The sequence below is a fragment of the Aureispira sp. CCB-E genome, assembly GCF_031326345.1.
Classification (GTDB): Bacteria; Bacteroidota; Bacteroidia; order Chitinophagales; family Saprospiraceae; genus Aureispira.
In genome coordinates this window covers 4,189,148-4,202,856 of the sequence record NZ_CP133671.1, presented here as the reverse complement: position 1 = coordinate 4,202,856, position 13,709 = coordinate 4,189,148, and the positions used below count along the sequence as shown (strand labels likewise).

Here is a 13,709-nt window from a genome sequence, read left to right as displayed (position 1 = left end):
CGCTGTTAATACAGGCTTTTTTGTGTCTCCATGTAGACATATGTAGACGAATTTAGATAAAAGTTGAGGGAAACAAAAAAAAACGATAAAAAAGTTCGGTTAGAAAAAGCAAAAGATTGAACGGTCATGGACGTGCCAAAGAGGCATTATTTTTCCATTGGGGGAATAGGAACAATAACTAGGGAGCGATCTCTAGCGTCCAACTAATTTCTAATACCAAAAAGGTGGTTGTATAGGGTTCGATTCCCTTCATTAGAACGCTAAGTATAGGTCAAGTTTGAGTGTTTCTATAATAGAAGGAAGGCTTGCGGACAAGCTGCGAGCTTCCTTTTTTACGCACTCAGTTAGACAAAAAAAAACAATAGAGCCACAAGGGTTTGCATCTTCCTTATTTGTACTCTAGTGCTTGCCAGTAAAGCTGCTCACGTCCCGAGCAAAGAGGGTTCGATTCCCTCTACTAGAGCCAAACCAATTTCATTTACACACAAAGTAAGCTTACCAAAGTCGTTTTTGTAGCGAATTTGGCAGGGCGGAGCTTTGCCCAAAAACAGATTTTATGGCAAACAACAGCACGGAAAACAGCCAAACAACGGCTATCACGCAAACATTTCGCCAATTTGTAGAAAGTCGCCTATTGGCGGTAGACTTTAACAAATTGCCCGAGAAACTAAACTGCAGTCTGAGACGGACAAACATCAGTTTGAACCATCCTAGACGAATGGAATTAGAGACCATCCAAAAACTAAATAAGGTATTGGGTGGCAAGTTACTAGAGGTCATCGACCAGTACAAAATTGGCTATGATCGTCTAACCGCAGCAGAATACAAGGGGCTGCTCGGTCAGCAATAAAAAAAATACCATGACTGAACAACAAGTCGACCAAATAGAGGAACTAAAGCAGATAATAGCGAAACAGAGAGCAACCATAGAGCTATTAGAGAGCGAAATAGAGCGAGGGAAAATTTACGATTACAACTACATCAACACCGAACAAACTGCCAAGCTACTAGATGTCAAACCGAGGACAGTTAGAGCGTATAATCAACAGGGTTTAATTACAGGAAAGAAGCGTAAAAAGGAAGGTAGACTACTTTTTCCGCTCAAAGAGATATTGAATTTCCGAAAGGAGCATTTAAAACATTGGGCTTGTTTTGACTAATGTTATCAACCATCAAAAAAAAGAAGCATGAGCATAAAAAAAGAACTGATTGCCGCAGGCATTGTCCTTGCGATCACTTTTGTTATTTGTCTGAAAATACGAGCAAATTCAGACCACAACATCAAGGCAGCCTTAGAAACCGTTCAGAGCCAAAACGAGGCTTTAAAAACGGAGCTGCACGATATAAAAGCCTTGTTGCAAACAAGGGATTAAAGTAATCATTAAAAACAAAAAAAAGCCATCATGGTAAACTGGAACGGTTGTTAGAAGAGTTCGATTCTCTTCCCAGTTTCGAGAAAACAAGTGTTAAGCTTGTAGGTTACGGCGACCGATATGCCGATGATTTCTAATTTTTTATTGTTTAAAAATAAGAGGGCGCCCGTGGAAAGTGTCGCCCTCTTAAAACTCAATGAATGAGCCAACAACTAAACATACAGGCAAGGGTTGTGAAAAGTTCCGAGAAAGAGTCTTTTTTTATAGATATGATTGATAAAAAGGCAACGTACCAAGCGGGCAAGGATATGATGGAGCAGTACCATAAGAATCGAAAGAAAGGTGATAAACGGATTACTGCCTATACCCATGATTTATTTCACGCTGTTATTCGTTCGGTCATTGGCACGATGGCAGACATCAAAAAGTATCAAAGAGCGCTCTACGATGAATGTCGAGCAAAAGGGCAGTACTTTTGTTTTACGACCACTCCGAGCTTGCAAACCATGCTGAACAATACCAAAAATCATGCGTCCTTAACTCCCAAGGATAAGACCGTGTACAATCAAATCAAATTGCTAGAAGCGATTGGCATTGTGACCGAGAAAGTAAACTATGTACAGACAGGAAAAAGAAACCCGTTCCCGTGCGAAAAAAGCCCCAAAGGACGTGGTAAATTTCAGTTGTGGATAAACCCACAAGTACTGTGCATGAAGTCAAAATACCAAGGTTCTGCGGTCTCTGACGATGCCTCTTTTTTTGAGGATATAGAGAAAAGTTTACCGCAAATAGGTACAAGTACTTTACCATATAGAGATAAAGAACTTAAATCAATAACTAATACTCCATCCAGTGTGGATAAAGCGGCTTTGCCTGTCGGCAAGCTGAATCCATTAAATATTCAGAATAAAGGACGAGAAAACAAGTCTAAGCCCGTGACATTTCCAACTTTTCCGCCGCAAAATTGGAGCAAAAAACAATTTTCTAGCTTCAAGCTGTGGGAATTGATGCGCTACAATTTGTATCAAAATCGAGTGTTCAACGAGCAGACCAACACCGAGTGTCAACTGCTGTTAGAAAGTCTCTTAGATCGAGCCGCTCAGCACGTACAGGCCTATCGAAAAGCAAAGATTCAAAGCTTTGAAAAAAATCCCGCTTATTTGGTGGCAAAGAATCAACCAAGAATGCTTAAAAACTTTGCGGCAAGGCTGCCGAATGTAGAGCGCTCAGCGGTGGAAATTGTAGCACACGCCATCATCAAGCAAGAAAAACACGCCAAAAAGAAAGGCTATGCTTTGTGGTATCCTGTGAATTATCTAAGCTCGACCGCAGCTCAAAAAGCCTTTGGCTATTCTGTGGCTGATTGGGACAGGATTCAAGCGAACTATTTTGATAAAAATCGCTCGTCCAAAGCCTATTTTGAGCAAGTGCAATGGATAAACAGCCATTACAGCAAAATGCTAGAGCTGTTACAAAGTGATGGTGCCAAACGAGTGTATGAGCTGACCAATCAAGCTTATTGGAAATGGTACCAGGGAATCAAACGAGATCCAAATCTCAACGCATCAAAAAGACAAGAATTAACGAATTTATTCATACAAAAATTTAAACCATTGCTAAACGATGAACACCTCCAACGCCAACAAAGCGCCTAAAACAAAAGTTGTAAAAAAATACCTTGGTTACGTGCATATCCTGTTCAAGGATCGGACAAATTACCAAACGATGAAGTTTGAAAATGAGAAGCAGCTCAAGAGCATTGAAAAGTATTTGACCAAGCATCGACAGTCATGGAAATGGGCAACGCTGCGAGAAATAGGCAGCAATACCATTCTTGCTTATTACCATCCGAAAACAGGTGTTGAGCGCTTGAATTTAAAGAGGTACAAAGCCCAATTTACCGCCTATTCCTTGTACATCATTCCGACCAGCTCCTACAAGCGCAGAACGGGCATAGAAAAAGGAATTAGCCAACGCATTTACGATTTAGAGCAAATCCATCAGTACTGGACAAAAGATGTGTTGAGAATAGATATATATGTGGAGGGTAAGAAAATTAATTCGTATGAAAATGGTCGCTTTTTAAACTAACACAACATGAGTGATTACAAACTATACACCAGCCTAGAGCAGCAACGGATTCCTTTGCAACTACAACGCTCGCATTGGAAACAGCTGCACGGATGGCTGACCAACTACCTTAGGAACGGAACGGCCAACAGCAGTTTGGAACAGTTGATAAAATGTGCCTTGACCCAAATTTATATTAAGGTATCAAAACAGCTGGAAACCTTGGCAAAAAAAGGCAAAGCCATGCAAAGTTTTTCGACCCTTCATTTTACACCATTAGAGAAATATTGCTTTCGTTATGTGTTTTCGGTAGAGTTAGAAATTTTGGAGGAAGAACAGGAAGATACGACGTTTTTTATAGGCTATTTGCAACCGATATTAGACCGCTTACAAGAACAAGAAATCAATTCAAAGACAGGATTAAGCTTATTATAAAAAAGAAAAAAGGGGCCGCCTAGATATGACGGTTAGACCACCCCTATTGTAAATGTATGAACAGCTAAGATATGACAACTTTCGGAAAAAATCCACACGTAGAAGCTAGAAAAAAGCTCAATTTTAAAATTTTTCATGGTCGATTAAATACGACTTTAGAAAAAAAATTCAAGCACCAACGGTTTGCAGAGCGTTTTGCAATGGCCAACGCAGCTTTTGATGGCATGAGTGTCATTGCTCAACTGGCAAGCCTCACCACGGCATTTATGATGCTGTCGTATTTGTTTGTTGGGGTGCATATTATTGCCCGAGTTGCCTGCTCAGCGGTGTTGGTGTTGGCCATAGAAGCCATCAAACGAGAAGCGACCAACGATGTCATGAAAGGCATTTTTCAATACAAAGAGGTTGAAAAATTTCCTGCCCTACTGGCTTTGATTACAGTCAGTGCGAGTATTTATATTTCTGTAGAAGGGGCTAAAATCTTACCCGATTTTTTTATTTCGGATGCCGTGGAAATGCAAGCAAGCATTCAAAGTTCGGATGCTATTCATTCAGACTTTGCAGCACGGATCGCCGACAAGGAAGCCGAGCGCAACCAGTACCGAGAAAATAGAACGTGGAAAGGTCGCCTAGCGTCTAAAGATGCTTTGGTGATTCAAGAATACAACGAAGATATCAAAGCGCTACAAATGGAAAAAGACGAGGCATTAAAAGCTTTAAACGAAGCGAATCAAAGCGCACAAATAGCAGCCACTACTGCTTATCAAAACGAGCTTGAACGAGTCCAAGTACAACGGCAAGAATTGGGCAAACAACTGGTGATTACTGCAGTAGTTTTTGAAGTGCTTTTCTTGTTGTCGTTGTGTTTTTCGTGGTGGTATCATGCGGAGTGTAAAAAGGAAAAAGACGAGAGCGAAACTGCAGAAGTTTCAATGCAAGTAATTGAAAAACAGGAAAAAGGAACTCCAGAAGTTTCAAGTGTTACTGCAGAAGTTCACCCCGAAACTGCAGAAGTTTCGGGCAGTCCAAGGCAGCATAAAAAAGCAAGTTTTATTGATTATGAGGAAGTGAACGAAACTCAAGAAGTTACAGAGAAAACTATTGAAGTAGAGAAGGTAAAAAAGGAGTTTACAAGGATTTGTCCGACCTGTTCGACGCCTTTTGTGCATCGCTCAGCGAATCATAAATATTGTACTCGAGTGTGTATGATTGAGGCGAGGAAGGAGCGGATGAAGGAGGATAAATAAACCACGATACAAGCCACTTTAATTGGTGGCTTGTGTTTTAAAATACAAGAGAAAATGAAAATAGTTTCAAGTGTAAGCGGTGGTAAAACATCTGCTTATATAGCTGCCAATTATAAAAGTGATGCCTTAGTATTTGCGTTGGTCAGAACAGAGGACAAGCAATGCAGATTTAAGGATAGAGCTTTAGCTCGAAAAGTAGAACGCCGAATAGATAAGGAATTTAACGGAACCTTAGAAGATGATACAATCATACATACGATGTTTGATTTGGAACAGCATTTAGGTAAAAAAATACACTGGGTAAGTGGCTTAACTTTTGAAAAAGTATTAGAGACCAAAGGCGGTTGGTTACCATCTATACATCGCCGTTATTGTACAACGTGGTTGAAGATAGACCCAATTTTTCATTGGTGGCATGAGTACTTTAATGCCGAACCTGTAAAAATGAATATTGGCTATAGATGCACCGAAGTTTCAAGAGCCAAAACGATGATTGAGAGCCTTAATGAAGATAATTTAAGTGTGTATAAAGCAACGTTTGAAAGGCACACCAAAGGAAGGCATAAAGGACTAAATAAATGGGTAAATATTGCATGGAGAATGCCTCAATTTCCATTAATAGAAGATGGGATAGACAAAGTGGATATTGAAAATTTTTGGAAAGATAAATTGATTCGATTTGCTGAGTTAAACAATTGTGTGGGCTGCTTTCATCGTCCAGCTGCTCTGTTGAAACAACAGAGTATAGAACAGCCTAATAAATTTCAATGGTTTGCCAATCAAGAAGGGAAGGGCAAAGGTACTTGGAAAAAGAACATTTCTTATAACTATATTTCAAAACTAAATTTCACACAAAATCTATTTGAATCCGAAGGATGTAACAGTGGCTTTTGTGGAATGTAAAAATCAAAGATCAAAGCAGTATAACAAGAAAAACACTCCAAAAAACGGGGTGTTTTTTTTGTTTTAGGAATAAAAGTGTCGAATTACGCCACAAAATGAAGGGGGGAGGGCTAGCAAGCCTTTTTTTTATTATAGGTGTGCCATAGTTTTGTAAGAGCATCTTATTCACTTACTAAACTTTAAATCAATGCATCACTTTTTAAAATTTCTAAAAATTGTCGTTGGCCTACCTTTTTTTGCCGTGGTGGGCTTGTTAGCTCTGATCGTGTTCTTTTTTATCAATCTGTTTTTTACCGATAAAAACAAAGTTGAAAAAGAGGATATAAAAGAAGCCTTAAACAGAAGAAAAGGACTTTACAAGTATAGACAAGAACACAAAGTCTTAGTTAATGGCAAGTTCTTCTCCGTAGAAAAACTCGAAAAAAATGCGCCTCCTTCTTTGGCTTGGGACGACTTAGAGCCGAGTTATAGCCCTCCAATAGATCAGAAGCAACGCTGCAAAGAAAAAGCCATCGCCAAACGCAGAAAGCGCAAAAAATTGGCAAAAAAGAGCCGCCAACAAAACCGCTGTTAATTTTTACAATCCATTCTATCACTAATCATTCTATCACTAATCTAATAACCTTAAAATTATCTATCGTGAGCAATCAAAATTTAAAACTAAGCAAAGGTTCTCAAATTGCCATTTTAGGCACGCATTACAAAGTAACTCGCACGACTATTTTAAACGTGAGCAAATGTCGAGCAATTCCTCAAGAACAGGAAGAAAAAGAAGTACAAGGCAATCACCAAAGCGACCCACAGCCCGACCGTACCAAGCGCATTGCTTGTGCGAAAATTGAAGCAAAAATAAAAGCACTGGAAGAGGAGGAGTACAACGCTTTATTTGATATTGAAGAGGATGATCCCTTGTTTTTGTCGGATCGTTCAGAAGGCTTTGAAAAAGTAACGATTTCTGAACAGTTGGGAAGGATACAAGCGATTAATTATTTAAAAGAAATTCTAAAAGAATTACAAGCGATTTAAAAGAAAAATCAAAGCCATTCACAAAGCATTTTCAAAAGGATTTCAAAAGAATTTCAAAGCGTTTTCAAAATTGTTTCAAAACGCTTTCAAAAGCAAAAAAATGCGTTTAAAGGCTAAAAAAGCACTTTTCAAGATTTTTACTATATTTTTTCAAAAGTGCTGACAAAATGATTTCAAAAGAATTTCAAAAACCTAAAAAACAACCTAAAAAACATGAACGAACCAACAGCCCCAATTCAAGAAACCATGAACGAAGAATCGAACGATTTTCAAGAAGAAATAGCAAGCGATTTTGATGGTTTTATGGAGGATTTGGACAAGGAATATACCGAGGAGGACGAAACGGAATTTGACCAATTGATGAACGATTGGGAAGAGGAAGAAGAGGATGAAGAGGAAGGCGATTTGGAGGAAATAGAGGAAGGAGAGGGCGACCCCTTGGAAGATTACCAGGGCGACGAAAATACACCGCCACCAACTGAAAAAGTAGAGCAAGTAAACGAACGGATCAGCAGCGAAAAGAACCGCAAAAACTTGGAACGATTGGGGGCAAAGTTTTTGGATAAAGCGGATTTGTTGAAAGCGAATCTCTGCAGTAAAATTAGTGGGGAACATTTGGGCGAGTATGTGGCGGATGAGGAAATGAAAGAGATTTTACTCGAGTGTATCAAAGAATATTTAGCGACCAAAGAAGTCACCGAATTATCGCCCTTTGGGGCTTTAATGGCAGCTTTAGCGATGTGGAGTTTGCCCCCTTTGGGTGTAGCCTTGTTGGATCGCTTCCAGTTGAAAAAGGAGGAACAGAAAAAACTAAAAGCTGCCGAAAAGAAAAAAGCAGCTTCAAAAGAAAATGAACCGATGACTGAAACCAATGCCACCGAAATAGAAGCAGAGGAAGTGGAAGGCGAGCAGCAAACGGATTACACGCATTTAAAAGAGTACCAAGAGCAGCGCAAAGTATTTGAGACCAATGCAGCGGGGAAATACAACCGAACGGCAAAAGGTACTTATTTAAAAGTAGATTTGGCGGACGAGCTGCCCAGCCCCGAAGTGCAGGAGCTGCTCGACCAAGGGAAAAAGGACAGAGAAATAAGAAAAATATTAGGCTATGGATAATAAACCCGTTGTCATTACGCATTTTGGGCGGCCGCATTCGGGCAAAACCTTTGCGATGGAAAAGTTTGCGAATAGTGCCAAACGAGAGACGATTTTTGTCTACAATGCAGGCAGGAAGGAGGACTGGCAAGGCTACGTTTCTATTAAGCTAGACATTGACGAAAAAGGCAAAACGCTGCTTTTTGAATACAAAGGCAAACTACACGATTTTAAAAGCTCTTTTATGCGTTTGTTTAGAGGAAAAAAGGTTCGAGCAAGAAGAGGCAGACACCGCAAAATTAGAGATCTGTTGTTCTTAGAAATGACCGAGGAAGGCTACGAAGGTACCTTTTTTATTATTGATGATGCGGTGGGTATTATTGGTAGCCGTTTAACCTTTGAAATGAACTCTCTGTTTTTTGGATCGAAACACGTGGACATTTGGTTGGGGGTGGTCTTTCATATGCCAAGCCAGTTTCCAGTAGGAGCGTGGGGCGCCTTGACCTTTGCCCGCTTTTTTGTGAATAATGTAGCGCCTTGTTTCTCGAGTGCGGATAAAATTCCACACAGTAAAAAGATGATCGCCGCCTATGAAAAATTACAAGTGGCACCTCAATACAGCTATTGCACCTTAGAAATGAATACAGGAAAAATGACTTATACCCCTTACAAAAAACCAAGAAAGAAACGTACTTCTACAACCAATTCAAAAACTAAAAAAAAGTAATTTAAACGATGAACATTTTTGATAAATTAAGCCCCAAAGCCCAATTTAAGAAACTATTTTTTAAGCGCTTGCCACAGATTAGAGAAGATTTAAGCATGATGCTAGATTCTTTGTTCTTAGAAACAGCAGACAAACATCAATGCAATCCTTTTGAAACGTCTTTGGTCTTGCTAAAAATGGAAAATCACGCCGTTGGTAAATTCTTTGACCACCACAAAAAAGAGGTTGGAGCGTTTGATGCAGGCGCCTTGATTCAAGAATTGTTTAAAAAGCAATTGGAGACCCTACCCGAAGTTCTCAAAGGTTATGTCCTGGATGAATTGGGAACAGAAAACACAACAAAACTGGTCTTGAAAGCTTTAAAAAATAGACGTCTATTGATTCACTATGGAGAAGGCGACCAATTTGTATTTACAGAAGTGACCAAAAAGGGCAACAAAGTGATTGACCTAGACGAGTTCTTTAATACCTTTGAATTTTAAGCATCCTTCTATTTCTAACAATCTATAAACCACCTAATTTATGACGAGCGTCAAAGCAGAAACTTTGACCGTTCAACCTCCGATTCCTCAAAAGCATTTAAGTAGATTTCGCAAGAAAACAGGCATTTATCTCATACGCCGAAATGAAACGGTCCTTTTTATAGGATCGTCCAACAACATCTACAAGGCAGTGATGCGGCACTTTCAAAAAGGCGGCAGCTTGAGCCACTTAAACCGCAATCGCCTTACGTTTGAAGTGGTCCAAAGCCATTTATTGTTTCGGAACATCGAAACGGTTTTAAAACGCTACTATCTGCCGAAATACAACAAACGAATCAAAGCCAAAGGCAAACAATCAAGATACGAAAAGAGTCACTCCAACCGTATTTTAGAAGCCTATTTGCATCAAACAAGGTTTGAGGTTCAAGGCGAACACCAAACCGATTTAAACAACTCCTAAAGACCATGAACAGACTAATTCCAGTTCTTGGAAATGGACACGGCGGCATGATTGGCGGCGTGTACCAAACCAAGGGCAAACGATACACTTTTAAGGATGGAACGACCATTTACGAGGGGGAATACAACCGAGCAATTAAAGCCCGTGTTATAGAGCAGCTCACCGCCAAGGGCATTCCTTTTTATGATTTGGTACCCGAACAGCAAGATATTAGAATGGGTACCCGAATTTCAAGGGCAGATTACTTATACAAAAAGAGTCAAAAGAGGACTTTTTTAATTGATCTACATTCTAATGCAGGCGGTGGTCATGGTTGCGAGACGTGGATCGCTAGACAGTCCAGTTCCAAAAGCCAAGCTTTGGCAAGATGGACAGAAGTTTTATTTAAAAAGCATTTTCCCGAAAGTAAATTTCGAGGGATCAAACGCAAGAATTGGGATATACTTGCCAAGACAGATAACCCCGCCATTATCTTGGAGCTGTTCTTTATGGACAATTACGAGGAATGTAAAAAGTACTTGCTATCGAGTGAGGGAAGAGACAGAGCTGCCGCCTATGTGGTGGATATTATCGAAAACTTTATTAAATACCATTCTTAGCCATGACGAATCAAAACAAAAATAGATTGCTGTATATTTTGCTTATTGCAAACCTTGCGCTTAGTACCTTTTATTTGCTCTCGGATATAATAAACGTTCGCTTTTCAACAGAACCAACAGCACCGCCTCAAGAAAGAATTATATCCATCGACACGACAGCACCACCGCCTATTATTATACAAATGCCAAGGCAACCCACCCCAAAGCCTATTATTGTTTATGTAGACAGTACAGGGAGCAGCGTTCCAACCGCTAAAATTGATACTTCTAAGCACGAAAAGGCAAACTTATATAGGGATAGTATAGAGGACGAGAATTTGACGCTTTATTATGAATCGACGGTCAAAGGATCGCTTTTGAAGAATGCTTTGGATTATAAGTTGAAAATACCCAAATTGATTACTAAGAAAATAGAGGTTTTAAAGCCTGTTCCAACGCCCGTTAGTACGTTGTTGCTAACGGGTGGCGTTGGTGGGAATGTGAATCAATTTTCAAGCATTCGGCTTGGGTTACAATTTGTTTCTGCGAAGGGTTGGGCGGTTGGTTATGATTATGATTTGTTGCAGAATGTGCATAGTGTTAATGTTGGGGTTCGGTTGTTTCAATTAAAAAAGTAGATCAATAAGAAACTAAAAATTGATATATGTAGGTTGTTATTAGTAGTTATTCAATATCAAAATTTAGTTCATCTTTTTTGCCTAGACTATCTTTCACGGTAGAACCTGTATCATTTTGATTGTTTATCAAATTATTAGATTCAATTCCAATCTTTTTGGCAGCAAACCTGTAGACTAAAGTATAGGAATAAGTGAACTTGTCTATAGCTAAAATAACTAGTAGGTAGATTATAACTAGTAGCCCTAATATGATAGGGATTTTATAAAGGAGAGAAATAGAAGAACAAAGTATAAAAATAACATTCAAGGATACCAAAATGATATAATTAAATGCCAAAAGATAAGTTGCGTGATGCTTTACTACCCATTCAATTAGGTGTAAAGGAGCTTCATCTAATAGAGATTGAGCACCAAGTCCCCTAATATGCTTACTTTCAATGTTATTGTAGAACATATTACCATTTTCTTTTAAAAGAATAATATATTTTTCTTTCCAATAATCATAGTGGCTTGCCATTCTGCCTATTGGCGTTAATTTAATTAATGAACTTTTGATAGTTTGTTTTTTATTAAAAAGAGTTCGAAGTATTTCTCTCAAAAAAAGTGACATTGCTTCTATTATTAGTCCAAGAAAAACAAACACAAGTATAGCTAAAAGTAGCAAGGTAGGTTTTATTCCATCTGATATTTGTGTGTGTGGAATATTAAGCCAATTAAGCCCTAGGGTATATTCTAAAATACAGTAATTAGCTAGGATTGATGCACCAATAATAAATAGATTAATTGTTTTATTTAGACTTGAAAATTTCATATGCAGGGGTGTTTGAGTTAAAAAATGATGAGAGAGTTTATCTTTTAATACAAAAATACATGACAGAAAGTTCCTATAGGTATTTTGTGTATGTAGTGTTATTTATTTCAATATTTCTAACCCAAACTACAAACAACAGCCGTAATTCAAAAAAAACTTTCTTTGCAACCCCCTCAAAACAAACATATACGCCCCAGTTTTTAGAGTAACACATAATAGGCGTAATTGCCCGAAATACGCCACAAAACGCCCTGAAACAGGCATAAAAACTCGCTTTTGTGGTACTTTTTGCCTCATCTTTGTAACACTAAACAAAGCAACCAAAAACAAACCCTAAAAACCCTCTACGATGAAAAACTAAACCCTATTTTTTATGCTAATTCCAAACGAAATTGTGTTTGAGATCAAACTAGATTATTTATCCATTGCTTTGGTCGGAGTAACCGTCCTTTTGTTGATGGTGATAAAGAAAAAATTCCTATAGAATGAAAGCATTACAAAAGCCCTTCAATTGGCTACTCACCTTTTTTAATGTTGGTGTTTATAACCTTAGCGACCAAATCGACAGCCTAGTACAAGACCTCTTGTTAAACGGCTTAAAAAATCAAGCGGAGGCAATTATCACGCTCTCTCAGAGCATCGCCCACCAACAAGGCATTATCATACTACTAGATACCTTTAAATGCCTATTCATGCTAATTTCTTTGGTGTTTTTCTTTGTGACCAACCAAGCAATTATTAAACAGTCTTTTCAATGGTTTCAAAGCAAGTTGAAGCAAGTGTACTCTTTTTTAAAACAACAATTAAAAACTAAATCTTAATGATGAAGAAAACCGAAGTAATCCGAATTTACACCCCTATCACCGCTGAGTTATGTGTGGCCACTCCAAATGCCATGATTAACGGCAAAAAGTCGTATATGCCAATGCCTGCGGATGCTCCATTGGAATGGGAATTAATCAGCGAAGTAGAGGCAGAAGGAGGCATTGTTGATGCCAATTATTCTTTAATTTCTAGCCAAAAAGGACACAGCGAAGAGGGACAAATAGAGCTAACGGTATTGATGCCGAATGTGGCAGAAAACCCAGCCAAAACAGATCTATTATTGGGGGTAAATGCCGATAGCTTGCCTATTTTTGGAGTAGACACCACGCCTCACAACAAACTAGAAGTTAGTGGCACGTTTGGAGCAGACACCTTGAACATTATTGCCGATTTGGCAAAACGTGGTACCGCTCTGCGTATCAATGGGATTCACGTAGATGCAGACGATGACAAACATTTTACTGGTCGAGTGGTTGAGCGTCAATTTGCACACGATGGAACAAGCACAGGAGACAACAACCATGTTTATCCAAAGTCAGATTCTAAAGACCAACAAACGACCATTAGAACCCTAACAGGGATCAACGCCTATTTAGATGGTTTTTCCTTCTTAAAAATGCCTATTTACAAAGGTGTTGCGGTTAATATGACCATTGAGACGACTTACATTAAATAAGCCCCAAAACTAAACCCTAATTATAACTAAAGCCAATTGCCAAAGTGTTGGTGATTGGCTTTTTTTAATCCATAAAATACAAAACCCAATTCTATGGCATTAGCACAAACGGGCGTTGTTGGCGATATACAAACAGGCGACATAGGGATCGACCTATTAAGCGGCGGGATCGGCAACCACGGACTAAGCGGCAAAGATTTGGCTAACATTTTTGGAGCGCAAGCTCAAGCCGAAGTCATCCAAGACGCTAGAGATCGAGCAGAACGCAAACAACGGACTAAAATTTTTATCATTAGTAGTTCAGTAGTTGCAGCGATCGTCCTAATCATACTCCTCTATTCTTTTACCTCAAAAACCAAATAA

Annotated in this window: 20 protein-coding genes; 19 read left to right on the top strand and 1 reads right to left on the bottom strand. The window is 38.9% G+C overall.

What is annotated here, in order from left to right; genetic code table 11:
- Window positions 1-556 precede the first annotated feature (556 nt).
- The 16 genes from QP953_RS16455 to QP953_RS16380 all read left to right on the top strand — a co-directional run bounded on the left by QP953_RS16455 (window position 557) and on the right by QP953_RS16380 (window position 11,034).
- A complete protein-coding gene (locus tag QP953_RS16455; RefSeq protein ID WP_309551887.1) occupies window positions 557-850 on the top strand; it encodes a hypothetical protein in 294 nt (97 codons plus the stop codon).
- Window positions 851-860: 10 nt separating this feature from the next.
- Complete coding sequence (locus QP953_RS16450) at window positions 861-1,160, top strand: helix-turn-helix domain-containing protein (protein ID WP_309551886.1); 300 nt, start codon at window positions 861-863, stop codon at window positions 1,158-1,160.
- Window positions 1,161-1,187: 27 nt separating this feature from the next.
- The gene (locus QP953_RS16445) at window positions 1,188-1,373 is read left to right on the top strand and encodes a hypothetical protein (RefSeq protein ID WP_309551885.1); all 186 of its coding nucleotides are present in this window, start codon (window positions 1,188-1,190) and stop codon (window positions 1,371-1,373) included.
- 200 nt (window positions 1,374-1,573) lie between these two features.
- Window positions 1,574-3,028, top strand: coding sequence for a hypothetical protein (locus QP953_RS16440; protein WP_309551884.1), 1,455 nt, complete (start codon window positions 1,574-1,576; stop codon window positions 3,026-3,028).
- Window positions 2,997-3,464 (top strand): hypothetical protein, encoded by a 468-nt coding sequence (locus QP953_RS16435; RefSeq protein WP_309551883.1) that lies wholly within the window; start codon window positions 2,997-2,999, stop codon window positions 3,462-3,464. The genes QP953_RS16440 and QP953_RS16435 overlap by 32 nt, the downstream gene beginning before the upstream one ends.
- A 6-nt stretch (window positions 3,465-3,470) precedes the next feature.
- Window positions 3,471-3,878, top strand: coding sequence for a hypothetical protein (locus QP953_RS16430; RefSeq protein ID WP_309551882.1), 408 nt, complete (start codon window positions 3,471-3,473; stop codon window positions 3,876-3,878).
- A 71-nt stretch (window positions 3,879-3,949) separates the two neighbouring features.
- Window positions 3,950-5,125, top strand: a complete 1,176-nt coding sequence (locus QP953_RS16425) for a hypothetical protein (RefSeq protein WP_309551881.1) — start codon at window positions 3,950-3,952, stop codon at window positions 5,123-5,125.
- A 54-nt stretch (window positions 5,126-5,179) separates the two neighbouring features.
- Window positions 5,180-6,028 (top strand): hypothetical protein, encoded by an 849-nt coding sequence (locus tag QP953_RS16420; RefSeq protein ID WP_052596239.1) that lies wholly within the window; start codon window positions 5,180-5,182, stop codon window positions 6,026-6,028.
- Window positions 6,029-6,215: 187 nt separating this feature from the next.
- Complete coding sequence (locus tag QP953_RS16415; RefSeq protein WP_309551879.1) at window positions 6,216-6,602, top strand: hypothetical protein; 387 nt, start codon at window positions 6,216-6,218, stop codon at window positions 6,600-6,602.
- A 65-nt stretch (window positions 6,603-6,667) separates the two neighbouring features.
- Window positions 6,668-7,054, top strand: coding sequence for a hypothetical protein (locus QP953_RS16410; RefSeq protein WP_309551878.1), 387 nt, complete (start codon window positions 6,668-6,670; stop codon window positions 7,052-7,054).
- Between the two features lie 213 nt (window positions 7,055-7,267).
- The gene (locus QP953_RS16405; RefSeq protein ID WP_309551876.1) at window positions 7,268-8,170 is read left to right on the top strand and encodes a hypothetical protein; all 903 of its coding nucleotides are present in this window, start codon (window positions 7,268-7,270) and stop codon (window positions 8,168-8,170) included.
- Window positions 8,163-8,876 carry a hypothetical protein gene (locus tag QP953_RS16400; RefSeq protein WP_309551875.1) on the top strand — a complete coding sequence of 238 codons (714 nt, stop codon included), beginning with the start codon at window positions 8,163-8,165 and terminating at the stop codon, window positions 8,874-8,876. The genes QP953_RS16405 and QP953_RS16400 overlap by 8 nt, the downstream gene beginning before the upstream one ends.
- Window positions 8,877-8,884: 8 nt before the next feature.
- Window positions 8,885-9,358, top strand: a complete 474-nt coding sequence (locus tag QP953_RS16395; protein ID WP_309551873.1) for a hypothetical protein — start codon at window positions 8,885-8,887, stop codon at window positions 9,356-9,358.
- Between the two features lie 40 nt (window positions 9,359-9,398).
- Complete coding sequence (locus QP953_RS16390; protein ID WP_309551871.1) at window positions 9,399-9,818, top strand: hypothetical protein; 420 nt, start codon at window positions 9,399-9,401, stop codon at window positions 9,816-9,818.
- Window positions 9,819-9,823: 5 nt separating this feature from the next.
- Window positions 9,824-10,417 (top strand): N-acetylmuramoyl-L-alanine amidase, encoded by a 594-nt coding sequence (locus QP953_RS16385; protein ID WP_309551870.1) that lies wholly within the window; start codon window positions 9,824-9,826, stop codon window positions 10,415-10,417.
- Between the two features lie 2 nt (window positions 10,418-10,419).
- Complete coding sequence (locus tag QP953_RS16380; protein ID WP_309551869.1) at window positions 10,420-11,034, top strand: hypothetical protein; 615 nt, start codon at window positions 10,420-10,422, stop codon at window positions 11,032-11,034.
- A gap of 46 nt (window positions 11,035-11,080) precedes the next feature.
- Here QP953_RS16380 and QP953_RS16375 read toward each other — a convergent pair whose 3' ends face one another.
- Window positions 11,081-11,845, bottom strand: a complete 765-nt coding sequence (locus QP953_RS16375) for a hypothetical protein (protein ID WP_309551868.1) — start codon at window positions 11,843-11,845, stop codon at window positions 11,081-11,083.
- A 485-nt stretch (window positions 11,846-12,330) separates the two neighbouring features.
- Between QP953_RS16375 and QP953_RS16370 the strand changes: the two genes are divergently transcribed.
- The 3 genes from QP953_RS16370 (at window position 12,331) to QP953_RS16360 (ending at window position 13,709) form a co-directional block, all read left to right on the top strand.
- Window positions 12,331-12,666 carry a hypothetical protein gene (locus QP953_RS16370; protein WP_309551866.1) on the top strand — a complete coding sequence of 112 codons (336 nt, stop codon included), beginning with the start codon at window positions 12,331-12,333 and terminating at the stop codon, window positions 12,664-12,666.
- Entirely contained in the window at window positions 12,666-13,346 is a 681-nt protein-coding gene (locus QP953_RS16365; protein ID WP_309551864.1) for a hypothetical protein, read from the top strand. Before QP953_RS16370 ends, QP953_RS16365 begins: the two co-directional genes overlap by 1 nt.
- A gap of 93 nt (window positions 13,347-13,439) precedes the next feature.
- A complete protein-coding gene (locus QP953_RS16360; RefSeq protein WP_309551863.1) occupies window positions 13,440-13,709 on the top strand; it encodes a hypothetical protein in 270 nt (89 codons plus the stop codon).

Coding starts and splice junctions, on each gene's coding strand:
- QP953_RS16455 (WP_309551887.1), top strand. CDS start 557: ATGGCAAACAACAGCACGGAAAACAGCCAAACAACGGCTATCACGCAA.
- QP953_RS16450 (WP_309551886.1), top strand. CDS start 861: ATGACTGAACAACAAGTCGACCAAATAGAGGAACTAAAGCAGATAATA.
- QP953_RS16445 (WP_309551885.1), top strand. CDS start 1,188: ATGAGCATAAAAAAAGAACTGATTGCCGCAGGCATTGTCCTTGCGATC.
- QP953_RS16440 (WP_309551884.1), top strand. CDS start 1,574: ATGAGCCAACAACTAAACATACAGGCAAGGGTTGTGAAAAGTTCCGAG.
- QP953_RS16435 (WP_309551883.1), top strand. CDS start 2,997: ATGAACACCTCCAACGCCAACAAAGCGCCTAAAACAAAAGTTGTAAAA.
- QP953_RS16430 (WP_309551882.1), top strand. CDS start 3,471: ATGAGTGATTACAAACTATACACCAGCCTAGAGCAGCAACGGATTCCT.
- QP953_RS16425 (WP_309551881.1), top strand. CDS start 3,950: ATGACAACTTTCGGAAAAAATCCACACGTAGAAGCTAGAAAAAAGCTC.
- QP953_RS16420 (WP_052596239.1), top strand. CDS start 5,180: ATGAAAATAGTTTCAAGTGTAAGCGGTGGTAAAACATCTGCTTATATA.
- QP953_RS16415 (WP_309551879.1), top strand. CDS start 6,216: ATGCATCACTTTTTAAAATTTCTAAAAATTGTCGTTGGCCTACCTTTT.
- QP953_RS16405 (WP_309551876.1), top strand. CDS start 7,268: ATGAACGAACCAACAGCCCCAATTCAAGAAACCATGAACGAAGAATCG.
- QP953_RS16400 (WP_309551875.1), top strand. CDS start 8,163: ATGGATAATAAACCCGTTGTCATTACGCATTTTGGGCGGCCGCATTCG.
- QP953_RS16395 (WP_309551873.1), top strand. CDS start 8,885: ATGAACATTTTTGATAAATTAAGCCCCAAAGCCCAATTTAAGAAACTA.
- QP953_RS16390 (WP_309551871.1), top strand. CDS start 9,399: ATGACGAGCGTCAAAGCAGAAACTTTGACCGTTCAACCTCCGATTCCT.
- QP953_RS16385 (WP_309551870.1), top strand. CDS start 9,824: ATGAACAGACTAATTCCAGTTCTTGGAAATGGACACGGCGGCATGATT.
- QP953_RS16380 (WP_309551869.1), top strand. CDS start 10,420: ATGACGAATCAAAACAAAAATAGATTGCTGTATATTTTGCTTATTGCA.
- QP953_RS16375 (WP_309551868.1), bottom strand. CDS start 11,845: ATGAAATTTTCAAGTCTAAATAAAACAATTAATCTATTTATTATTGGT.
- QP953_RS16370 (WP_309551866.1), top strand. CDS start 12,331: ATGAAAGCATTACAAAAGCCCTTCAATTGGCTACTCACCTTTTTTAAT.
- QP953_RS16365 (WP_309551864.1), top strand. CDS start 12,666: ATGATGAAGAAAACCGAAGTAATCCGAATTTACACCCCTATCACCGCT.
- QP953_RS16360 (WP_309551863.1), top strand. CDS start 13,440: ATGGCATTAGCACAAACGGGCGTTGTTGGCGATATACAAACAGGCGAC.